This is a genomic window from Rubrobacter aplysinae (genome assembly GCF_001029505.1).
Classification (GTDB): domain Bacteria; phylum Actinomycetota; class Rubrobacteria; order Rubrobacterales; family Rubrobacteraceae; genus Rubrobacter_A; species Rubrobacter_A aplysinae.
This window is the reverse complement of record NZ_LEKH01000001.1, coordinates 380,404-401,647: the sequence shown is the minus strand read 5'-3', so window position 1 is coordinate 401,647 and position 21,244 is coordinate 380,404. Positions and strand designations below refer to the sequence as shown.

General features: G+C 66.3%; 21 protein-coding genes and 1 tRNA gene. 3 read left to right on the top strand and 19 right to left on the bottom strand.

The window, feature by feature from the left end; all coding sequences use genetic code 11:
• Positions 1-126 precede the first annotated feature (126 nt).
• Both ABD53_RS02080 and ABD53_RS02075 read left to right on the top strand, forming a co-directional pair.
• Complete coding sequence (locus ABD53_RS02080) at positions 127-819, top strand: SGNH/GDSL hydrolase family protein (protein ID WP_047864020.1); 693 nt, start codon at positions 127-129, stop codon at positions 817-819.
• Between the two features lie 54 nt (positions 820-873).
• Positions 874-958: transfer RNA gene (locus ABD53_RS02075), tRNA-Leu, on the top strand.
• Positions 959-1,210: 252 nt separating this feature from the next.
• Here the strand turns inward: ABD53_RS02075 and secG are convergent.
• The 6 genes from secG to ABD53_RS02045 form a co-directional block, all read right to left on the bottom strand.
• Complete coding sequence (gene secG, locus ABD53_RS02070; RefSeq protein ID WP_047864019.1) at positions 1,211-1,435, bottom strand: preprotein translocase subunit SecG; 225 nt, start codon at positions 1,433-1,435, stop codon at positions 1,211-1,213.
• A 67-nt stretch (positions 1,436-1,502) separates the two neighbouring features.
• Entirely contained in the window at positions 1,503-2,279 is a 777-nt protein-coding gene (tpiA, locus tag ABD53_RS02065; RefSeq protein ID WP_047864018.1) for a triose-phosphate isomerase, read from the bottom strand.
• Positions 2,279-3,469, bottom strand: coding sequence for a phosphoglycerate kinase (locus ABD53_RS02060; RefSeq protein ID WP_047864017.1), 1,191 nt, complete (start codon positions 3,467-3,469; stop codon positions 2,279-2,281). Before ABD53_RS02060 ends, tpiA begins: the two co-directional genes overlap by 1 nt.
• Before the next feature lie 147 nt (positions 3,470-3,616).
• The gene (gap, locus tag ABD53_RS02055; protein WP_047864016.1) at positions 3,617-4,621 is read right to left on the bottom strand and encodes a type I glyceraldehyde-3-phosphate dehydrogenase; all 1,005 of its coding nucleotides are present in this window, start codon (positions 4,619-4,621) and stop codon (positions 3,617-3,619) included.
• A 170-nt stretch (positions 4,622-4,791) separates the two neighbouring features.
• Entirely contained in the window at positions 4,792-5,721 is a 930-nt protein-coding gene (gene whiA, locus ABD53_RS02050) for a DNA-binding protein WhiA (protein WP_047864015.1), read from the bottom strand.
• On the bottom strand, positions 5,702-6,682 hold the full coding sequence (locus tag ABD53_RS02045; protein ID WP_084709178.1) for a gluconeogenesis factor YvcK family protein: 981 nt from the start codon (positions 6,680-6,682) through the stop codon (positions 5,702-5,704). The genes whiA and ABD53_RS02045 overlap by 20 nt, the downstream gene beginning before the upstream one ends.
• A 69-nt stretch (positions 6,683-6,751) precedes the next feature.
• Here ABD53_RS02045 and ABD53_RS02040 point away from each other — a divergent pair, with 69 nt between their 5' ends.
• Positions 6,752-7,555 (top strand): glucose 1-dehydrogenase, encoded by an 804-nt coding sequence (locus ABD53_RS02040; RefSeq protein WP_047864014.1) that lies wholly within the window; start codon positions 6,752-6,754, stop codon positions 7,553-7,555.
• A gap of 2 nt (positions 7,556-7,557) precedes the next feature.
• On the opposite strand, the gene rapZ is transcribed toward ABD53_RS02040, so the two are convergent.
• The 13 genes from rapZ to ABD53_RS01980 form a co-directional block, all read right to left on the bottom strand.
• Positions 7,558-8,505 (bottom strand): RNase adapter RapZ, encoded by a 948-nt coding sequence (rapZ, locus tag ABD53_RS02035; protein ID WP_053057554.1) that lies wholly within the window; start codon positions 8,503-8,505, stop codon positions 7,558-7,560.
• A 94-nt stretch (positions 8,506-8,599) separates the two neighbouring features.
• Positions 8,600-10,438, bottom strand: coding sequence for an excinuclease ABC subunit UvrC (gene uvrC / locus ABD53_RS02030; RefSeq protein ID WP_047864013.1), 1,839 nt, complete (start codon positions 10,436-10,438; stop codon positions 8,600-8,602).
• 39 nt (positions 10,439-10,477) lie between these two features.
• Positions 10,478-11,131, bottom strand: coding sequence for a phosphoribosyltransferase (locus ABD53_RS02025; protein ID WP_047864012.1), 654 nt, complete (start codon positions 11,129-11,131; stop codon positions 10,478-10,480).
• A gap of 130 nt (positions 11,132-11,261) precedes the next feature.
• The gene (locus tag ABD53_RS02020; protein WP_047864011.1) at positions 11,262-12,146 is read right to left on the bottom strand and encodes an ABC transporter ATP-binding protein; all 885 of its coding nucleotides are present in this window, start codon (positions 12,144-12,146) and stop codon (positions 11,262-11,264) included.
• Positions 12,147-12,182: 36 nt separating this feature from the next.
• Positions 12,183-13,010: an ABC transporter permease gene (locus tag ABD53_RS02015; protein ID WP_047864010.1), complete on the bottom strand. Its 828-nt coding sequence runs from the start codon at positions 13,008-13,010 to the stop codon at positions 12,183-12,185.
• Positions 13,007-13,756: a hypothetical protein gene (locus tag ABD53_RS02010; protein WP_047864009.1), complete on the bottom strand. Its 750-nt coding sequence runs from the start codon at positions 13,754-13,756 to the stop codon at positions 13,007-13,009. Before ABD53_RS02010 ends, ABD53_RS02015 begins: the two co-directional genes overlap by 4 nt.
• Positions 13,757-14,719, bottom strand: a complete 963-nt coding sequence (locus ABD53_RS02005; protein ID WP_268778265.1) for a zf-HC2 domain-containing protein — start codon at positions 14,717-14,719, stop codon at positions 13,757-13,759. It abuts the gene before it with no gap.
• On the bottom strand, positions 14,712-15,326 hold the full coding sequence (locus tag ABD53_RS02000; protein WP_053057553.1) for an RNA polymerase sigma factor: 615 nt from the start codon (positions 15,324-15,326) through the stop codon (positions 14,712-14,714). Before ABD53_RS02000 ends, ABD53_RS02005 begins: the two co-directional genes overlap by 8 nt.
• 586 nt (positions 15,327-15,912) lie before the next feature.
• Positions 15,913-16,668 (bottom strand): hypothetical protein, encoded by a 756-nt coding sequence (locus ABD53_RS01995; RefSeq protein WP_047864006.1) that lies wholly within the window; start codon positions 16,666-16,668, stop codon positions 15,913-15,915.
• Positions 16,658-18,190, bottom strand: a complete 1,533-nt coding sequence (locus ABD53_RS01990; protein ID WP_152670523.1) for an alkaline phosphatase family protein — start codon at positions 18,188-18,190, stop codon at positions 16,658-16,660. Before ABD53_RS01990 ends, ABD53_RS01995 begins: the two co-directional genes overlap by 11 nt.
• Before the next feature lie 128 nt (positions 18,191-18,318).
• The gene (locus tag ABD53_RS16740) at positions 18,319-18,441 is read right to left on the bottom strand and encodes a MetS family NSS transporter small subunit (protein WP_152670522.1); all 123 of its coding nucleotides are present in this window, start codon (positions 18,439-18,441) and stop codon (positions 18,319-18,321) included.
• The gene (locus ABD53_RS01985) at positions 18,441-20,048 is read right to left on the bottom strand and encodes a sodium-dependent transporter (RefSeq protein ID WP_200900244.1); all 1,608 of its coding nucleotides are present in this window, start codon (positions 20,046-20,048) and stop codon (positions 18,441-18,443) included. Before ABD53_RS01985 ends, ABD53_RS16740 begins: the two co-directional genes overlap by 1 nt.
• Positions 20,049-20,271: 223 nt before the next feature.
• A complete protein-coding gene (locus tag ABD53_RS01980) occupies positions 20,272-21,147 on the bottom strand; it encodes a hypothetical protein (protein ID WP_047864004.1) in 876 nt (291 codons plus the stop codon).
• Positions 21,148-21,244 lie beyond the last annotated feature (97 nt).

Below are 21,244 nucleotides of genomic sequence, written 5' to 3'. Positions count from 1 at the left end.
TGGTAAGCTCAAGTGCTTCCGGCGTATCGCCACTCGTTACGATAGGAAGGCCCTGTACTATAAGTCTTTCGTGTATCTGGCAGCTTCTCTAATGTGGCTATGATCCGCAAATGTCGATTCTGCCTAGTGTCCTGCTCCGGAGAAGAGCCCCTGGGATATGCCTCTCTCGGAGATTCGCTAGCCGCCGGCGTAGGCTCGTCCGCCCCCTCGCAGACGAGCTACTCGGCACTGTACCGGGAGGCCCTCGAGGAGCGTACCGGCCGGGAGGTCGGGTACCGCCAGCTCGGGCTCTCGGGCGAGACGGCGGAGAGCTTTATCGGGAGATACCCCGAGGGAGACTCGCAGCTCCGGCGGGCCGAGAGCTTTCTGCAGCGTTACCCGGGCTCCCGGGTAACGCTCTCGCTCGGGGGCAACGACCTCCTACGGGCCCGGGACGCCTCCGACCGGCGACGACGGGAGGCTATCTCGGAGTATGGCGAGGACCTGGGCTTTATCCTGGAGACACTGGGCGGGGCCTCCAGCCCGCCGCCCGAGATAACCGTGCTCACCCTGTACAACCCCGCTCCCGGAGGCTTCACGGATCGCTGGACCGGAGAGATGAACGAGGAGATCCGGGCCACCGCCCGCGCCAACGGGGCCTCGGTCGCAGAGGGCGGCCGCCTCTTTCGGGGCCACACGGAGGAGTACCTACGCCGCTACGAGGGCGGCGAGCGGGACATTCACCCCAACGACGCGGGCTACGCCGCCCTGGCCCGGTCTCTGCTGCGGGCCGGGGCCCCCAAGCGCGAGACGCCGAGACCACGGCCGGGAGTTGAATGAGTTGAATACCGTCGGGGCTTCTCGTATACTCGTCTAGTTACCACGTTACACCGAGTCGGAGTGGCGGAATAGGTAGACGCGCTAGCTTGAGGGGCTAGTGTCCATCGCGGACGTGGGGGTTCGAGTCCCCCCTCCGACACACAGGCACCACGAGTACCGTAGGTACGATCAGAGCCCCGGCAGACGCCGGGGCTCTGTGCTGCGGAGTGGGTCGCGTGTAAAGAAGCCCACGCTTTCTCTTGAACTCCGATGTATAATGCCGAATAGGAGTCGCCTGTTCTCCCCATCCTCCCCGGGCGACTCCTTCTATTTGTTATCCCTTTACCTTCTCGTGACTGTTATCCCTTTACCTTCTCGTGACCCCTTCAGACCCCCGGCGACGTGAGGAAGTCTAACCCAGGAAGATCAGGGCCACGGTGGTCAGGGAGAAAAGGCCGACCACTATGAGGGTCAGGCGGGTAAGGTTTTTCTCCATTACCGTGGTGCCGGAGAAGGTACTTCCCATGCCGCCGCCTATCGAGGATGAGAGCCCGCCACCCTTGCCGGAGTGGAGCAGTATCGCCCCGATGAGTGCGACACAGAATATGGTGTGGATGAAAGCCAGTACATAGATCATAGACCTTTACTCTAGCACAGAGCCGGTGGTTGCGGCGGTTATCACGGTGGGTGCGGCGGCGCAGTCTCTAGGAGGCGTGGTTCTGGGCCTCCTCGACCAGCGCGATAAACGAGTCCGCCTTCAGGCTCGCGCCGCCCACGAGGCCGCCGTCCACGTCGGGCTTGGACATGATCTCACCCACGTTCTCGGGCTTCACGGAGCCGCCGTACAGGATGCGCACGCCGCTCGCGAAGTCCTCGCCCTTGAGCTCCTTGAGGAGGTTCCGGATCTTATCCGAGGCGTCCTGGGCGTCGTCGGGGGTGGCGGTGTCGCCGGTGCCGATAGCCCAGATGGGCTCGTAGGCGAAGACCAGGCTCTCCGCGGATACGTCGCCCAGGCCCTCCACGACGGCCCGCACCTGACCGGAGACCTTGCCCCACATCTTGCCGGAGTCGCGCTCCTCCTTGGTCTCCCCGACGCAGACGACGGGTATGAGGCCGGCCTCCAGCGCCCGGCCGGTCTTGCGGGCCACGAGGTCGTCGGACTCCTCGAAGATCTCGCGCCGCTCGGAGTGACCCACGACCACCGAGCCGATGCCGAGGTCCAGGAGCATCGGCGCGGAGATCTCGCCGGTAAACGCCCCGGAATCCTCGTGATAGAAGTTCTGGGCTCCGGGGATCACCTCCGAGTCCTCGGCCATGCGGGCGACGGCCGGCAGGCTGGTAAACGGCGCGTACACCGCAACGTCTACCCCCTCGGCCCCGGCGACGCGGGGCAGCAGGGCGGCCATGTACTGCTCGGCTTCGACTACCGTCTTGTTCATCTTCCAGTTCGCGGCCATCATCGGGCGTCGCGTCGTCGCCATTAGCTCTCCCCCTTATCAGACTCGTCCGGCAGCACGGCTATTCCGGGCAGCTCCTGTCCTTCGACGTACTCCAGCGAGGCCCCGCCTCCGGTGGATATGAAGCCCATCTCGTCTTCGAGGCCAAGTTTCGAGACGGCGGCAACCGAGTCGCCGCCGCCGACCACGCTCATCGCGGGGCTCTCGGCCACCGCCTGGGCCACGCCCTCGGTGCCCTTGGCGAAGGCCTCTATCTCGAACACGCCCATCGGGCCGTTCCAGAACACGGTGGCGGCGTTCTCAATGTGGCCCCGGAACAGCCCGACGGTGCCGAGGCTTACATCCAGGCCCATCATGTCGGGGGGGATCTTGTCCGCCTCGACGGCCCGGCTCTCGGCGCTCTCGCTCATCTCGCCCGCTACTACCACGTCCACCGGTAGCACGAGCCTATCGCCGGCTTCGTCCATGAGGCGGCGGGCCTCGTCGAGATACTCGTCCTCGACCAGAGATTTTCCGACCTCGTAGCCCCGGGCCTTGAAGAACGTAAAGCACATCGCCCCGCCTATTAGCAGGGTGTCGGCCGAGCCGAGCAGGCTTTCTATGACAGAGAGCTTGTCGGAGACCTTCGCCCCGCCGAGTATGGCGACCATCGGGCGCTCGGGGTGGCTGAGGACGCGTTCGAGGTTGTCTATCTCCTCCTGCATGAGTAGCCCGGCGGCGGAGGGCAGGTGCTCGGCGACGCCGTAGGTGGTGGCATGCGCCCGGTGGGCCGCGCCGAAGGCGTCGTCCACGTAGGCGTCGGCGAGACGGGCGAGCTGGCGGGCGAGCTCCGGGTCGTTGTCGGTCTCTCCCGGATAGAAGCGGGAGTTTTCGAGCAGCACCACGCCCTGACCGTCCCACTCCTGTAGCTGGCGCTCGACCTCCTCGCCGACCGCGGCGTCGAGCTTGTTGACCTGGAGCTCCAGCAATTCTCCGAGGCGGCGAGAGACCGGGTCCATGGAGTACTTCGGGTCCGGCTCGCCCTTGGGGCGTCCGAGGTGTGAGATCAGGATCGGACGCGCGCCCTCCGAGATCAGATACCGGATCGTCGGCAGCGCCCGCCGGATGCGGGTGTCGTCCGTTACGCGGCCGTCCTTGACGGGCACGTTGAAGTCCACCCGCACCAAGACCCGCTTACCCGCGAGGTCTAGATCCTTGACGCTCCGCTTGTTCATGCTGTTGCCTCCCTCTGGCCCTCTACAGTCGGCGCGATCAGCTTTCAGCTTGCCGGTAGATACGATGCGACCGGGTCACGCATTCGCAACCCGGCCGCGTCGAGAGCGGGATCGGTTGACCACCGACCGCTGACCGCCGGAAGCTACCTACAGGCTCTCGCCGATGTAGCGGGCGAGGTCTACCGTGCGGTTAGAGTAGCCCCACTCGTTGTCGTACCAGCCGAGCACCTTCACCGAGCGCCCGCTCGCCATCGTAAGCAGCGAGTCGAAGACGCAGGAAGAGGGATTGCCGACGATGTCCGAGGAGACCAGCGGGGCGTTCGAGTACTCCAGGATGTGAGACATGCTGCCGTCGGCGGCCTGCTTGAAGGCGTCGTTGACCTGATCCGCCGTTACCTCCTGACCAAGCTGGGCCACGAAGTCGGTTATGGAGCCGTCGGCGACGGGGACACGCATCGCCATGCCGTCCACCTTGCCCTTGAGGTCCGGGTAGATCTCACCGGCCAGCTGCGCCGCACCCGTGGAGGTCGGGATGATGTTCTGGGGGGCCGAGCGGGCGCGGCGCGGGTCCTTGTGGGCCGCGTCGAGGAGGCTCTGGTCATTTGTGAAGGCGTGTACCGTGGTCATGTAGCCGGACTCGACGCCGAAGCTCTCCTGCAGCACGGTCACCAGCGGGATTATGCAGTTGGTGGTGCAGCTCGCGTTGGAGACGACGTGGTGGTTGTCCGGGTCGTAGCTCTCGTGGTTCACGTCGTAGACGAAGGTCGAGTCAACGCCCTTGGCCGGCGCGCTTATCACGACCTTCTTGGCCCCGCCTTCGAGATGTCCGGAGGCGCTGCCGCGGTCGGTGAACACGCCGCTGGCCTCGACCACCACGTCCGCGCCCTGCTCACCCCACGGGATGTCCGCCGGGTTGCGCTCGGTGAAGGTCTTGATCTTGCGGTCCCCGATGCGAAGGGAGTCGCCCTCCACGCTTACCTTCTCGTCCCAGATCCCGTGGGTGGAGTCGCGCTGGAAGAGTAGCGCCAGGCTCTCCATCGGCATCAGGTCGTTGATGCCTACTATCTCCACGTCGTTGCCGCTTTGTATCGCCGCCTTGGCGACCATCATGCCTATGCGGCCAAAACCGTTGATTCCTATTTTTACGGCCATCTAACCGGCCTCCCCTCTGTAGTTGGTACTCGTACATCACTCACACGCCCGCATATTGTGCCCGATAATCCCGGCTATTAACAGCCCTATGGCGGTTCCCGAGTGGTCGCGGTCACCAGGGACCAGCCGCCGTGTCGAGCAGGCCGTGCGGGGAGCTACATTTACTCCGTTTACTCCGCGCCGCCCGACTCGGAGGCGTCGAGCAGCCGCCTGAGACGGTGGTTGGCCGCGCTCTTGGTAATGCCCCCGAGGCGGGCCAGCTCGGAGAGCGAGGCGTCGGGGTTCTCCAGCCGGAGCGCGAGCATCTCCCCCAGGGCCCGCGGCAGCCCGGAGGGGTCGAGGCGTTGCAGGGCCTCCTGCTGGCGGGCGGCGGAGCGGGCCACGCGCCCGGCGTTCGCGGCGTCGAAGTTGGTGACGCGGTTGGCGTTGGCCTTCGCCTCACCCAGGACGGCCCGGGCCTCGTAATCCAGCACGGCCTCGTGCAGCCCGAGCTGGGCGAGGACGGTCGTTACCCCGTCGGCGCTCTTGGTGTAGGCGACGTGGTGGCCGCGCCGGCGGACCACGGCGAGCGGGGCGCGCGAAAGCGAGGCCACGAGCCGCACGAAAGCCTCGTCGCGGTGGGCAAACTCCAGGTGGTGTCCGCGCCGGTAGCCGGGCGCGGCCAGGGAGCCCGCGACCTGGAACGCCCCGCGCAGGTAGGCCGTGCCCCTCTCCCCCGGCGCGGAGCGGGCCTTGAGCGCGGCGGCGAGGGCCCCCAGCTCCTCGTCGGCCTGGAGCGCCCGGTTGCCGTCCGCTACCACAACGTAGCGGGCGCGGGCGAAGCTGCCCCGATCAGAGGTCGTTCCGCGCCGGTCTTCCAACCGGGGCTCCAGGCCAAACTCCGAGCGCAGCAGCCGCGCCGCCGAGCGTGCCACGGAGGCGCTCGGCGTGCTTACGCCGAGAACCTGTGGCCCGTCACCCAGGCCGCCGGAGCCGTGCACCAGACCGGCGAGCTCTGCGGTCCACCGGGGCGAGCGTCTCGCGGCGGACGCCTTCGAGAAGCCGGCGCCGGAGGTCTCGGCAGCCAGGAGGCGCCGTAGCTCAGCGGCGTAGGAGGCCAATCCTCCGTACCTCCGTGGCGAGCCTCTCCGGGTCGTGACGAACCCCGCGCCCGTCGTCGCCGGGTGAGACGAGCTCCCTCTCGTGCAGCCTCACGCCGAGCCGCTCCACCTCTGCCCGGTCCACCTCGACCGGCGCGGCGCCCTCGCTCCTGTAGCGCGAGAGGGTGGCCTCGGGCAGCTCCGTGCCGTGGACCAGCACGTCCGTTACCACCGGCCCGGCGTGGTCCGCTATGGCCCGGAGGTGCTCCGCCACCGAGAAGCCGTCCGTCTCGCCCTTCTGGGTCATTACGTTGGCGACGTACACCACAGGCCCCGCGAACCCTGCGAGCGCCTGTCTCACGCCGCCGCCGAGCAGAGCCGGTATGGTGCTCGTGAACAGGCTGCCGGGGCTCAGCACGACCACGTCGGCGGCACGTACTGCTTCGAGCACCGCCTCCGGGGCGGGCGTATCCTCCGGCTCGACGGCGACGCGCGAGATCCTCTTCCCCCCCGCGACCGCCGCGGTCTCTCCGCGGGCGAGGCCCCCATCCTCGTAGGAGACGACGAGCGTCAGGCTCTCGACGGCGGCCGGGTACACCCGGCCCCTCACCCTCAAGAATTGGGCCGCCTGCTCCACACCCTGCACGAAGCCGCCCCCCATGTCCGAGAGGGCGGCGATAATGATGTTCCCGACGGCGTGATCCGCGAGATCCCCGGTCCCGGACCCGGCGAAGCGGTACTCGAAGACCTCGGTGAGCCCGCTCCGTTCGGAGAGGGCGACCAGACAGTTGCGCACGTCCCCCGGCGGCGAGATACCGAGCTCCTGACGCAGCCGGCCGCTGGACCCTCCATCGTCCGTTACCGTGACCACGGCGGTAAGGTCGGCGCCGGTATCCTTGAGCCCCCGTAACAGCACGGGCAGCCCCGTCCCGCCGCCAAAGGCCACCACCCGAAGTGCCTGTTCGCCCCGTGCCTGCTCCACAGCAGGTTAGTATACCTGCCACCAGAGGCGTACATTACAGGCCCCTGTTACCCGATACGGGAGGTAGAGATGGCAGAGGCGCAGCGGCCCGGAAACGGCAGGCTGGCGGGAAAGACGGCGCTCGTGACAGGGGCGTCGAGCGGCATCGGCTTCGAGACCGCCGCCCGGCTGGGGGAGGAGGGCGCGGCGGTCGCCGTGAACTACCGCTCCGACGAGGAGGGCGCGCGGCAGGCCGTGGGCCGCATCGAGGATTCAGGAGGCCGGGCTGTCGCCGTGCAAGGCGACGTCTCAAGCGAGGAGGAGGTGCGGCGGCTCGTGCGGGAGACGGAGCAGAGCCTCGGCCCGCCGGACATCCTGGTCAACAACGCCGGGACCCAGAGCGAGCGCCCGTTCCTCCAGATGAGCCTCGCGGACTGGGAGCAGGTGGTCTCGGTGAACATGGGCGGCGCTTTCCTGGTGAGCCGGGAGATCATCGGCGGCATGGTCGAGCGCGGCGGCGGCGTGGTCGTCAACATGTCGAGCGTGCACCAGATCATCCCCTGGCCCCGCTTCGCCCACTATTCCGCCTCCAAGGGCGGACTCAAGCTGCTGACCGAGTCACTCGCGCTGGAGTTCGCGAGCCGGGGGATAAGGGTAAACGCCGTCGCCCCCGGGGCGATCGCCACCCCAGAGAACGAGGAAAAGCTACAGGATCCGGAGTCCCGGGCCAGTCTGGAAGCGCTCATACCCTGGGACCGCGTCGGGGAGAGCGCCGAGGTCGCCGCGTGCGTCGCCTTTCTCGTCTCCGACGAGGCCTCCTACGTCACCGGCGCGACGCTCTTCGTGGACGGCGGCATGTCGCTGTATCCGGGCTTCGAGAGTGGCGAGGGTTAGCCCTAGCCGCGACGCTCAAGGTCCCGGTGCCGGACGAACGGCTGTATCGGCTGTACTTCGGACGACTCACCCAGACGTCGGGCGAGCTCCGCGGCGATGGTCACGGAGCGGTGGCGGCCGCCGGTACAGCCGATACCGATGGTGAAGTAGGACTTGCCCTCGGCGGTGTAGCGGGGGATCAGGAACTCCAGTAGGCCGCAGGTCCGCTCTAGAAACTCCTCACAGCCCTCCGAATCGAGCACGGCGTCCCGCACCGGGGCATCCCATCCGGTGAGGGGCCGCAGGTCCGGGTCGTAGTGCGGGTTGGGCAGGAAGCGCACGTCCAGCATCATGTCCGCGTCCAGCGGTGAGCCGTGCTTGAAGCCGAAGGAGATCACGCTAACGGTCAGACGTCCGAGAGACGAGTCGGAGCCCGCCAGCTCACCGAACCGCAGCCGCAGCTCCGCCGCCGACAGGCCGGAGGTGTCCACGACGACGTCGGCCCGCTCGCGCAGGGCCGCGAGGTCGCCGCGCTCTTTCTGGATGGCGGAGAGCACGTCACCCCCTCTGGCGGCGGGGTGCGGGCGGCGGCTCTCCTTGTAGCGCCGGACGAGGGTCTGGTCGTCGGCCTCTATGAAGATTATCTGCGGCTCCCAGCCCGGCCGGTCTTCTACGAGCTCCAGGCCCTCCCGGATCTCCCCCCCGAAGTGTCGCAGGCCCCGGATGTCCATCGCCACCACCACGTCACCGACCATCTCGGCTTCTCCGTGGGGCTGGCTCGCAGTGGCGAGCACGTCCGGGATCACCTTCGGCGGCAGGTTGTCTATGCAGTAGTAGCCCGTGTCCTCGAAAGCCTTGAGCGCGGTGGACTTACCGGAGCCGGATAGCCCGGTCACGATAATGATGCGCCTCCCGGCGGACCGTTCCGACCCCGTTTCCTGGAGTTTCTGGGGCTTTTGGACCTTCTCCACTCAGCTTACCCCCGATCATCCGCGGAGAGCGGACGCCGCCCGGCGTCCACTTTCGAGTATGTCCGAGTATACAACGTATACGAATGGGCTCCGGCTAGCGGTGCAGCCGGGTGTGGAGGTCGCGGGCGACCCGGGTGGGAAGGCCGGGGACGGACTCTATCTCCTCCAGCGGGGCCTCGAAGAAGGCCTCCGGCGAGCCGAAATGCTCCAGGATTCGCTTCTTGCGGCCCGGTCCGATGCCGGGCAGCTCGTCCAGGGCCGAGGCGGTCATTTCCTTGCCGCGCAGCTTGCGGTGATAGGCGTTGGCGAAGCGGTGGGCCTCGTCGCGTACCCGCTGCAGCAGGTGAAGCTCGGCGGAGTCGCGGGTCAGGATCACGGGCTCCGGGCGGCCCGGCTCGAAGACCTCCTCGTCGCGCTTGGCGAGCGAGCGCAGTGCGATGTCCGGCAGCTCCTCCCCCACCCCGAGCTCCTCGAACACCTCCGATACGGCGGAGAGCTGTCCCTTGCCGCCGTCGAGGAGCATCAGGTCCGGGGCCGGGGAGAACTTCTCGTCGCCCTGTTTCAGGCGTTCGAGCCTGCGCCGGATCGTCTCGGCCATGCTGGCGAAGTCGTCCGGGCCCTCGACGGTGCCGATCTTGAACCGCCGGTACTGATCCTTGGCCGGACGCCCGCCCTGGAAGACGACCATCGAGGCCACGGAGTTGGTGCCCATCGTGTTTGAGATGTCGTAGCACTCCACGCGCAGCGGGAGCTTTGGCAGGGCTAGCTCCTCCATGAGGTTGTCCAGCGTGGAGGCGACCCGGTCGCGGCGGGCCTCGTCCAGCGCCCGCTCGTGGCCGAGGTTCAGCTCGGCGTTGCGCTCGGCAAGCTCCAGGATGCGGCGACGGTCGCCCCGCTGCGGCTGGCGCACGGTGACGCCCGATCCCCGCTGCCCGGAGAGGTGCTCGGAGAGCGGGGCGAGCTCGTCCTCGGGGGCGTCGGTGCGGAGGAGGACCTCTCGGGGGACGGCGGCGGTCTCGTAGTACTGCGGCGCGAAGGAGAGCGCGATCCGCTCCGGCGAGGACTCGCCGTAGTTGTCCAGGAGAAAGGAGTCGCGGCGGGAGATCTGACCGCCCCGCACGGCGAAGACCTGCACGCAGGCCGTCTCGCCCTCGGCATAGACCCCGAACGCGTCGAAGGCGTCCTCGCTGGCGATGGTGGCCTGCTGGCGCTCGCGCACGTAGCGCAACGACTCAAGCTCGTCGCGCAGCTTTGCGGCCATCTCGAAGTCCATCTCTTTAGAGGCGGCCTCCATCCTCTGCTGGCGTTCCCGGATCAGGCCGTCCACCCGGCCTTCGAGAAAGGAGATCACGTCCGAGATAATCCCGTCGTACTCCTCCTTGGTGACCGCCCCGATGCACGGCGCGACGGAGCGCCCGATGTGGTAGTTCAGGCACGGCACGCCGCTCTTGCGGCCGGGCTCCGGGCCCCGGCACTTGCGGAACGGGAAGGTCTTGTTCAGGACGTCCAGGGTGGCGTGTACCGCCCCCGCGGAGGGGAACGGGCCGAAGTAGCGGTGCCGAGGGTCGCGCACACCCCGGCTCGAAAACACGCGCGGGTACTCGTCGCCGGTGGTCACGACGATGTAAGGGTAGCTCTTGTCGTCCTTTAGCGAGGCGTTGAACCGGGGCCGATGACGCTTTATGAGGTTCGACTCCAGGACGAGCGCCTCGGTCTCGGTGCGGGTGGCGATAAAGTCTATCCGCTCCACGATCTCGCGCAGCTCGGAGATCTTGGGCCGCCCGTCGCCGGACTTCGTAAAGTAGTTGGCGACGCGGCTCCTGAGGTTCTTGGCCTTGCCGACGTAGACGACCTTGCCCTCGGCGTCCTCGAAGAGGTAAACGCCGGGGGAGTTCGGGAGGTGGGATCTATCAGGGTAATCGTTGCGCGGCATGTACCGGATTATATCGCGGCGCGGGGGCGGGCCTCGACCTCAGCCGGACCTCGTGCGCCGCAGGAGATCCAGGGCCTCCTCGTCGGTGATCTGGGTGAAATCCCGGTACCAGAACCCTATCGCCCCGAGGCTCTCGGGGAGCTCCAGGGAGACCAGATCGTCCGCCTCAGACAGCATCTCGGCCTCCGTCTGCGCGGCGCACACGGGTACGGCGAGCACGATGCGCCTCGCCTCTCTCCGGCGTAGGGACTCTACGGCGGCGCGGGCCGTAGCACCGGTCGCCAGGCCGTCGTCCACGATTATCGCGGTGCGGCCCCGGGCCTCTAGCTCGGGATGTTCCCCCCTTAGCAACCGGGCCCGGCGGTCCGCCTCCTCGGACTCCTCCGCCGTAACGCGCTCGACGTACTCCTCGGAGACGCCGAGATGCTCCACCATCGTCCGGTTGAGGAACCTCACCCCGTCGGAGGTAACCGCGCCGATGCCGAGCTCCGGCTGTCCGGGCGCGCCGAGCTTGCGCGAGACGAGCACCTCGAGCGGCGCTCCGAGGAAGCGGGAGATCTCATACCCTACCGGCACCCCGCCGCGCGGCAGGGCGTACACGACCGGCGACTCCTCGCGGTAACCCTCCAGCAGCCGGGCAAGCCTCCTCCCGGCGTCGAGCCGGTCATTAAAGATGTGGCTGGAAGCCGCCATACCTTTAGTCTATCGTCCCGTGCGTCACCTCATACCTCGGCAGCTAATAGAGAATGAGGATAGCCGCCGGGGAATGGGGCGCGCGAAGTGCCCGAAGGAGGTCAAGGCAGCGGGGATCTCTACAAAAGCTCTATGCGAGCTCTGTGACCCGGCTTTTGCGCATCAGCCACACGTAGCCGTCTTCAAGGCTTGGATCAGCGGCCGAGGCCTCTGGTACGCTCCCTGGCTCGCCCACAACCCGGTAGCGCACGGACTCTCCCAGGTGTAGGGTGGAGACAACCGTGAGGTCTCCCCCGGGCCGGGGGCCGTCGGTGTCTATGGTCCACACCTTACCTTGCGCCGCCTCGATAAGCTCCGGGGTAGTACCCTGGAACAGGATCTCACCGCCGACGAGCACGCACAGTTGGCGGCCGGTCTGTGCGACGTCCTCTACTATGTGGGTGGAGAGCAAGACGGTCCTCTCAGCGGCGAGCTCGGAGAGGAGGTTCCTGAAACGGATGCGCTCCTCGGGATCGAGCCCGGCGGTGGGCTCGTCGACGATCAGAAGCCCCGGGTCGTTCAAGAGAGCCTGGGCTATCCCCACGCGGCGCTTCATGCCCCCGGAGAAACCCTTGAGCTTGCGGTTACGCACCTCCTCGAGGCCGACCGTGGCGAGTAGATGCTCTACTCTGTCGTGTCTTTGCGCCTTGTTCTCCAATCCCTTGAGTATGCCCACGTAGTCCAGAAACTCACCCGCCGAAAGGTCCGGGTAGAGCCCCAGCTCCTGCGGCAGGTAGCCAAGCCCACGCTTGACGGCCCTGCGCCCGGCCTCGGTGTTGCAGTCGTGGCCACCGATCCGAACGGAGCCGGAGGTAGGCTTTATGATGCCTGCGAGAATCTTCATCAGCGTAGTCTTACCGGCCCCGTTGGGCCCGAGCAGGCCGTACATCCCCCCGCCTATGGTCAGGTCCACAGACGATAAGGCCCGAGCTCCGCGGCCATAACCCTTGCTCACTCCCTCTAGCACGATCTCCATGATTCGCACCTTTCTTTCTCTGATGAGTGCTCTTCATCATCTCCGGCTTTTCCGCCAATGTAGGTAGTAATGGGCGGTCAACAACGCCATAGCCGCCAGCCCCAGGAGCAGGGCGATGCTCACCACGCCTTCCCAGGGCTCGGCCTGGCTGATGTAAATTCCCGGCACCCCGAAGAATCCGGAGCTCATATATCCTCCTGCCGGCGTGAGCCAGGTTCCGCTCAGGGTCGGGATCGGACTGTCAGGGTTCAGCGCGTTGCCCCAGAACCAGTAGCCCACGAACAGGAACTGATACAGCGGGACCCGCAAGAGCGTCGGGCAGGCCACGGAGAACGCCCCCACGAAGAGCAGACCGGGGATGTTAACGGCGGCGAAGGCGGCGAGCGCCAGCGGCACGGCCAGCCACTCACCCCTATCTACTACCACGTAGGCTATCCCGGCGGCGTAGAGGATGAAGACGGGCACGGTGGTGGCTAGCGTGGCCCCGAGATACTTGCCCACCAGCCTGCCTCCCGGAGAGGCTGGAAGGGTGTCGAGCAGCTCGGAGACCCCAGTCCGCCGGTCTCGCGGCAGCCTGTCGGCTATCATGCAGCCCAAGGCTATGGGCATGAACAGCTGCACCACTCCTGCCCAGGTGACGACCACGTCCGTCAGCGACGCTGCGGGCGGGAAGTCCCAGGGGTTGTTATTACCCGTTAGCGCCCACAGGCTAAAGAGGGCCAGCACGACCCAGACCGCCTTCCGGCGAATCTGCATCCGGAACTCGTACAGGGCGCTGCCCGCAACCGCCGCCGCAGCCACGCCATCCGCGCCAGAGGCACTGGAGATGTTCGTAGCTCTTTTCTCGGCTCTACTCTTTTTCATGTCTCGCTCCCATTGGAGAGGTTGGACACGAGCTCGGATCTTCTAAGCAGCGCCCAGAACACGACACCCAGCACGATGGAGATGGCGATCAGGACGAGGCGGTTGAAGGCCCAGTAGTCCGCCGCCGGGGTGAAGGTCGTGGCGAACAGGAATATGGGTCTCAGCCAGTCGGTGGTGTAGAACAACCCGCCCAGCATCAGCTCGAAGAGCCAGACCCCACCGAGCACGGCGCTGCTCGCGGTCGAACTGCGCAAGACGAGCGCCAGGAGCGCCCCGAGAGAGAAGAACCAGCACAGAGGCGCGAGCCAACCCAGCTGGCCGATCAGGAAAGAGCCCGGCACGGCCCACATCCCCGCCAGACCCAGTAGGGCCGCCCACGCCAGTCCGACCGAGATGGTCCAGGCTATCAGCAGACCGAGGCGTCTCAGGAGGGCCCGCTGGTAGCCTGTCCACAGCGTTAGCTGCAACTCCACGACGGGCTCCTCGGAGACGACCCTGCCGACGGCGATGCCCGTGGCGAGCGGCAGGATGATCTCCAGTCCGGCCGTAAGGTACCCCGCCATCTGCTCCTTCTCCGCACCGGAGAGTGCCATGAGCGCGGAGGCCGCTACGAAGAGCGCACCGACCACCAGGGGTGTGGCGAGGGCCGCGGCGCCGACGCGACGAAACTCGTAGCCGAGCCATCCGGGTAGCAAGGTCGCCCTCGTCTTTACTCTCTTCTTTGCGCTCATTTTCACGTTCGCCATCTACGCCACCCTCCCTGTTCTGGACACATACGGCACACACACCACGGTGAAGAGGATCATCAGCGCACCCACGACCACGAGCGCCGCGTCCGCGCTCCAGAAGGACTGCGTAAGCGCGAGCGTCCGGGGCAGTTCAGGGACTGCGGTATTCTCGGCCGCGGCTGCCGCGATCCGGCTCGCCCACAGGCACATCGCGACGATTACGGCGCTGGCGGTGCCGAACGTGAGAGAGACCAGCAAGGTAAGCGCAGAAAGGAAGAGCATGGGACCCACCCACAGCGAGATCATCCCCCACAATCCGGAGCCTCCCTCGAAAGCCGCCAGGACCGACGAGGCGAGGAGCAGCAGCGCGAGATCGTAGGCGTACACGAGCGTCAGGCGCGCGAGCAACACTAGCTGGGGCGGCGTCGGGGTCGAGAGGACCACCTCTAGCGAGGGGTCGTTCTCTGGACCGTAGATGAAGGCGACCCCCAATGCGGCCACCACCGGCGCGAACACGGCCAGCGCGAGCCCGGGCGGCGCCGCTTGCCCGCCAAGAGCGAGCTCCACGAAGAACCCTATGACAAGGGTCAGCGCGGAGGCTGCCCAACTCTCCCGGCGGATCAGACGAACCTGCCCCGAAAGGAGCTGCCACGCCAGGGAAACTTCCCTCCACGGGTGCCGTATACGCCGGGTGGTGCTCGCGGTCTCGCGACTATGAGAGACTTCCTCCTCGCCGATGAGCCTCCGCACCTCCGCCATGACGTGCTCACCCGGCTGCGGGGCGCCCTCCTGGACCTCCCGTGCGACGTGGGCGATCTCCTCCCAAGATGCGAGCTCCCTCCGGCAGGCTTCGCAACCTCGCAGATGCTCGCTCACTGCGGTGCTCGCCCGGCTGTCCAGTGCGCCGTTTACGTACTCCGGCAATGACTCTCTAGTCCGACCACAGGAGTTACAGTAGTAGCCGGAACCTGGCTCAAACATCGTCATCGCCTCTCTTACGCTCTTCTTTACCTCGAGTAGCGTGGTTTGGCCCCGGGCCCTCCGGATCGGTCATCAGAGTGCGGAGGGAGCGCTTGGCGTTCGACAGGCGGCTCTTAACCGTCCCTATCGGCACGCCGAGCACCTCGGCTGTCTCCGCGTAGGAGAACTCTTGGAAGAACACCAGTACCAGCGCCTCGCGCTGGCTGGAGGACAGGCGAGAGATGCAGTCCGCAAGCTCTCTTTCGCTCTCCCCGGTCAGCGAGGCCTTCTCCGGATCCGGCTCCCGATCCGCCAGCGCCTCTAGCTCGCCCTCGTCGTTGAGGGGTAGGGATCTGCGGCGGAGCGCCTCGTGCGCCCTCCGCCGGGCGATAGCAAACAGCCAGGTCTTTACGGAGGATCTACCCTCGAAACTGCCCGCAGCCCTCCACGCCGCGACGAAGGTATCCTGCAGAATCTCCTCGGCAGCCTCCCGGTGCGGGCTCAAAGCGAGCAGGTAGCCGAACAACACCCCTCCGAATCGGCCATACAGCTCGTCCAGCGCCCTCGCCTCACCACGGGCAAGACGTTGGATTAGCAGCCGATCCGTATCCGCCGGCCGCTCTCTCACCGACCAATCCTTCCGTGAAACTCCGTGCCATGCGTACAAACCATCCATCTACCAGGTTAGTAGCGTCCAGCTCCGGAAATGTTCACGAACTAAAACATCGAATTACAATCTCGTGGGTAACCTTACTCTATATCAACTATGTCTGAGCCTTTTCCGGTATGCCCCGACGGTTGAAAAATCGCGTAGGTAAAGGATTTCATGAAAACAGGCTAGAGGAGACTCATCTGTCACACAAACGTTACCTTTTTCTTTAGCAACCTCCAGCTCAAACCTATAGGCTGCACCGGTGGAGAGAGAAGGAGAGCCAACTCCGGTTGCATCCATCCGCCCTACACGGAATGAACCAACTCTCGGTTCAACGCCCACAAGAGGCTGGTACGGCGTACCGAGCGTGAGAAACCGATCTTCGACCTCTGATTAACCTTTCTCCGAGATGATTACCGCTGTAAACAGACTCATCCGTCACCGCTGGGCTCACTACCGCCGAGAAGGAGGCCCTTAGCACCGACTACACCCCACCGGCGCGAACTCTTATGAAGGTTTTGGTCTATGATCCACTACTGTTACGACTTCTAGATCGTTCCAGTTATCTTCTCCCGGAGCCCCGGTCTTGAGTGGGCTCGGGCTCGCGGAGCACGGCTCCGGGTGGGATCATCTCGTTGCCCCCGGCCCGGGCGTAGCCTATCCCGGCGACCCAGCCGCCAATGGCCCCGGCTCCGGTCGAGAGCAGCGCGGCCACGAGTCCGGCCATGTCGAAGCCCGCGACCAGCACGACCAGCCCCGCCCCGAACACGAGACCGGCTCCCGCAAAAGCGGCCACCCTGCGCCGGCGGTAATCATCCCTGGAGAACAGTGCGTATAGCACTCCCAAGGCCGCCACGACGGACAGGGCGCCGAACGCATACAGCAACGCATCCCCCGCCTCGAAAAACCTCTCCCAGACCGGGATCACATACGCGCCGACCCGGTCCACGAAGAAGAAGCTGGTCCAGCCTATAACCGCGCCTATTCCGGCTCCGGCGCGGGTCGCCCGCCACCGCTCGGCCCGGTAGGTCCGCTTGCCGAGCACCGCCCCGAGCGCGAGCCCGGGCAGAAACATCACCAGGCCAAACAGCGTGAGCCTGAACGGGATGGCGGTCGGCACGATCTCCATCGTTCCGCCCAGAAACCGCAACGGCAGCGGGAGCACGTAGGCAGAGGCGAGAAAGGCGAGCATCGCCATGTTCACCCAGGTTACGCATCCGAAAGAGCGCCGGCTGCTGGGCGAGATGCTCCTCTCATCCTCCGCGCCATTCCCGCCGCTCTTACCGCCGCTCTTGCCGGAGGCTCCGTTAGAAGCCAAGCCGCCTCGCGCCCGCGAAGTGGGAGAGGAGTATCGGAGCGACGTCCGTGATCCTGCGCGGGACGGGTATCCCGCTCGCCAGCGCGAAGATGTGTGAGTCGCTGGCGTGCAGAGAGCCGTGGTCGCTGGCCTTGTGAAAGCCCCCGGAGATCTCCCCGAAGGTATGGCCCGGCGTCGCGGAGAGCACCACGTCCCCGGTGCGCGAGGAGCCTACACCGCCCCAGAGCCGCTCCAGGGCCTCCGGGTACTCCCCGTAGGAGATACCGGTCCGCGACACGGAGAGATCCAGGGCCCCGGGGTCGCCGTCGAGATGCCAGCTCCGGCCGGCCTCGTCTACCGTACCCGCGTCCGCTGCGGCCGCCGGCCGGAAGGAGAGCTCCCGGCCGCCACGCAGCACCCGCACGCTCCCCCCCTCCTGCCAGGCGGCGAGGTCCACGCCCCGCGAAGGAGCCAAGCTCCCGGCCACGGCCTCGCGGCTGACCTTCTCCCCGAGGTACAGGAACGCGGCCCGGCCGTTTGGCAGAGTCAGGACGTCATCCTCCCGATGGAGCCGGGAACGAGAGGAGATAGGCAGCGCCTCTGGAAGCGCGGCGTCCAGGTTCACGTAGCGGGAACGCCGGGCGTCATCTATAAGGGGATTGTGGCCGTGATCCGACAGGGCGAGCACGGCGTACTCCGAGAGAACCCGCTCGGTCCCGCCCGCGGCCTCGAAGATCCGGGCCACGTACCTGTCCGCCTGCTCGATCCAGCGCCGCTGCGCCCCGAGACCCTTGTGGTGGGTAACGGAGTCGCCCTTGAAGAAGTACACGAGGTTGAACGGCGCGACCTCCTCGCGCAGGAGCATCGCCCCGACCTCCGCGGCGTGCTCGTCGTTGATCCCGGCGGAGTGCAGCATCCCGCCGCTACCGTCCCGGCCGTTGGCCTCGGTCCTGCGGGTGTGGAACAGGTCTCCCATGTAATACTCGCGCGGGCCGCCGACCGAGCCGCCGAGATAATCCCCGGTCCTGGAGACGCCCCTCACGGACCTCAGCCGCACGGGATGCTCGTGGGGGCCGCGCCGGATCGGGAAGTGCACGCACGCTCCGTCCACCCCGCGCTCGTCCAGCCGCTCGAAGAGCGTCGGGGCGGAGAGGTGGTCCCGGTTCATGCGCCACACGTTGTTGTCGAAGACCTTGAGCGGGCCGCTCGAAAGCACCGTCTCCCGCATCGCGCCGTACACGAAAGTCCGTCCGGCGTCGCGGTCGTGCCAGGAGTGGCCCACGATCCCGCTCCCCGCCGGAGGCTCGCCGGTCGCTATCGCGGCGGTCGCGGCGGGGGTGATGCTCGGGAACACGGACACCGCGTCCCAGGCAGCCTCGCCGCCGTCCGAGATCGCGCCAAGCGTCGGAGCCGCGCCGTCTTCTATGGCGCTCTTTAGTATGTCCGGTCTCACGCCGTCCAGGACCAGCATTATTACCGGTCTGGCGGAACCGGAAGCCCTCTGGACCTTCGGGATCGGCGGAGTGTGGGCGGCTTCTAACACAACCCAAAGATTGTAACGCGAAAGTAATGGTTAGAAGGGTGCTTTTAACACACCCGTAAACACGCCCACAATGAGAGCGGCGGGGAGGATCCGGCCTCCCCGCCGTCCCCGGCTCGTACCAGCTTGCCCTAGCTCACCCTGCCGTTGCGCTCCCGGTTAGAGGAGCGGAGAAAGTGCGCCACGGCGAGCGCGAAGCCTCCCCACAGACCTATCGCCCCGATGAGCAGCATTATTACCGCGCCGAAGCCCATTACTCCTCCTCTCTCGTGCTGTCCGTGGCCTGGGGCGTTCCCCCGGAGCCCGACGTATTCCGTCTACCAACCCTGTGTAGCACGATACCGACCAGTAGGGCGAAGAGCACCGCTCCGACGCCGAACACCAGTATCCCGCTGACCGGGTAGTCCTCGTAGGGGCTCGAGAGCTCCTCTATGGTGCTGAGTACGAGGGCCACGACAAGCGCCACAGGGGTGACGAACTTCAGGAGAACGTCCCACCAGAACCCGAGCCTGATGTACGAGCCGTCGTTGATGTGCTGGCGGAGCTGCGGGAGCTGGCGGACGACCCAGCCGACGAAGAGCGCCTCGACTATCGCAGTGAGCAGCAGCCCGTAGGTGTTTATGAAGTTGTCTACCGTGTCCAGATAGTAGAGCCCGCCCTTGGTCACGTAGAGCATGCTCACGACGAACGCCACGCCGCACACGATGTTCACGGACTTCGCCCGGCTGAGGTTGAACTTCTCGCCGACCGCCGCGATGCCGACCTCGAAGATGGAGACCGCGGAGGTAAGCCCGGCGAAGGTCAGGCCGCCGAAGAACAGGACCCCGAAGAGCGTGTTCAGCCCCGGGAACTGGTTGATGATCTCCGGTATGGAGACGAAGGCCAGGATCACCCCGCTCTGCACCACCTCGTCGACCGAGGCGTTCTGCTGCGTGGCGAGAAACCCGAGCACGCTGAAGATGCCGAGCGCGGCGAGAAACTCGAAGCCGCTGTTTGCGAGCGCCATTATGAAGCCGCTGTTCGACAGCTCCGAGCGCCGGGGCAGGTAGCTGGCGTACGTGATCATGACCGTAAAAGCCAGGCTCAGGGAGAAGAACACCTGTCCGTAGGCGGCCACCCACACGCCGGGGCTCCCGAGCGCCGAGAGATCCGGCGTCAGCAGCGTGCTCAGCCCCTGCGCCGCCCCCGGCAGGGTCAGGCCCCGGATGGTTATCGCCAGCAGCATCACCACGAGCAGCGGTATCAGGATGCGGCTCGTAAGCTCGATGCCGCGCTTCACCCCGAGCTGCAAGAGCGTGTAAACGACGGCCCACGCTATCAGGGCGAAGATGAGCACGTTTAGCTGGATGCCGCCGAAGCTCCAGAAGCCGTCGGTCAGCCCCAAGAAGCTGCCGATGAAGAAGTCCTCCGTGGTCTCCCCGGAGCCGCCGCCTCCCCACCGGGTGCCGAAGGCGTAGAAGGTAAACCCTATCGCCCAGCCGATGATCACCATGTAGTACGTCCCGATAACGAACGAGACCGCCGCCTGCCACCAGCCGAGCCAGCTCCACCGGCGCGACAAGGCCCCGTAGGCCCCCGGCCCGGCGGCCCGGTACTTGTTGCCGATGGCATACTCCATGATGAGGAGCGGTATGCCCGCGGTCACCAGAGCGATAAAGTACGGCAGCAAAAAGGCCCCGCCGCCGTTCTCGTACACCACCGCCGGGTAACGCCAGATGTTCCCCAGACCTATGGCCGAGCCAACGGCCGCGAATATGAATCCGGTTCTGGTTGCCCACTGACTACGCCCGCCGCCTTGCTGTTCCTGTTCTATCTCGGGCCCCCTCTCGACAAGACTCCTCCTCAAAACCCGGGGGCGCACATGCAAGCTCCACGGCAGAGCCCCGGCTACCCACTATCCCAAAAGACAATGCCCATTGTAGAAACCAACACGAGTTTTGTGCAACTCGCAGGCGGAGAAAGGTTTCTAGAAGCCGGAAAAGCCGGAAAAGCCGGCACCCGTCAGCCACGGACGTCTCTTCTCGACCGGCTACCGAAAGATAGGGTAGCCGGTCGAGCCGTAGGGCGGGCCGGTGTCTTTTCTATTACTGGGGTGTTTGTGGTACCGCGGGCTCTGCCGGGGCGGGTTGTGCCGGCTGCTGCGGCGTAGGCTGGGGCTGCGCGGGTTGCTGGGGCACCGGCTGTTGCGGTGTGGGCTGTGGCTGCGCGGGCTGCTGGGGTACCGGCTGTTGCGGCGTGGGCTGGACGGGCTGCTGGCCACCGCCTCCGAACAACCCGCCCCCGCTCTGCTGCGGAGCCTGCTGACCATTACCGCCGAAGAGGCCGCCGCCCGGCTGCTCGTAAGGCGAGGCCTGGGAGTTTATGCCGCCCCCGAGGGAACGTCCCCCTAGTACAGAGTAGCCGCTCCTGGCACCCTCGGCCGTGTAGGCATTGCCCCCGTTGAAGCCGGGAGCGGAGGTAGCGGGACAGTTGCTCCAGATGCCGCACGAGAGGCTGTTACCGATGCCGAACTCTATGGCCGTTATCGCCAGCACGCCTATGACGAAGGCGACACCGGCGCCTATGAGGCCTCGCTTGAGTATGGAGCGCCGCTGGTGGGCGGGAATCCTGGAGAACCAGCCGAGGGCCCGGCGCAGGCGCTCTACGAACCCTTTCCCGCCCTCTGGCGAATCCACGGGTGCAGTGTCTACCCGGCCGCCCTGGGGCCTGACGCGCTGCGCGGCGGCCCGGATGTTCCCCGGCGCGGCCTGCACCCGGCTCTTCGCACTCTGGAGATAAGCGTTCAGGATCGCGGAGCCGCCGGTGATGATCATGGTGGTGACCGCGGCCCCGAGGAGCCCTCCGGCCCACCCCGCGCTGGAGGTTACCGCGGCCGCCAGAGCCGAAGCAAGCCCGGCGGCTATGACCGAGCTACCGCTTACTATCGAGCCCCGGCCGCTGTTCTGTCCCGTAACCGCCATAACGCCGAATACATTAGCACCACTCCGCCAATTTTCAACTGTTCAACGAGACCGCTTTGCGAAAGATTTACCAGCTCCTCTCCCCGAGCCTCGTGAG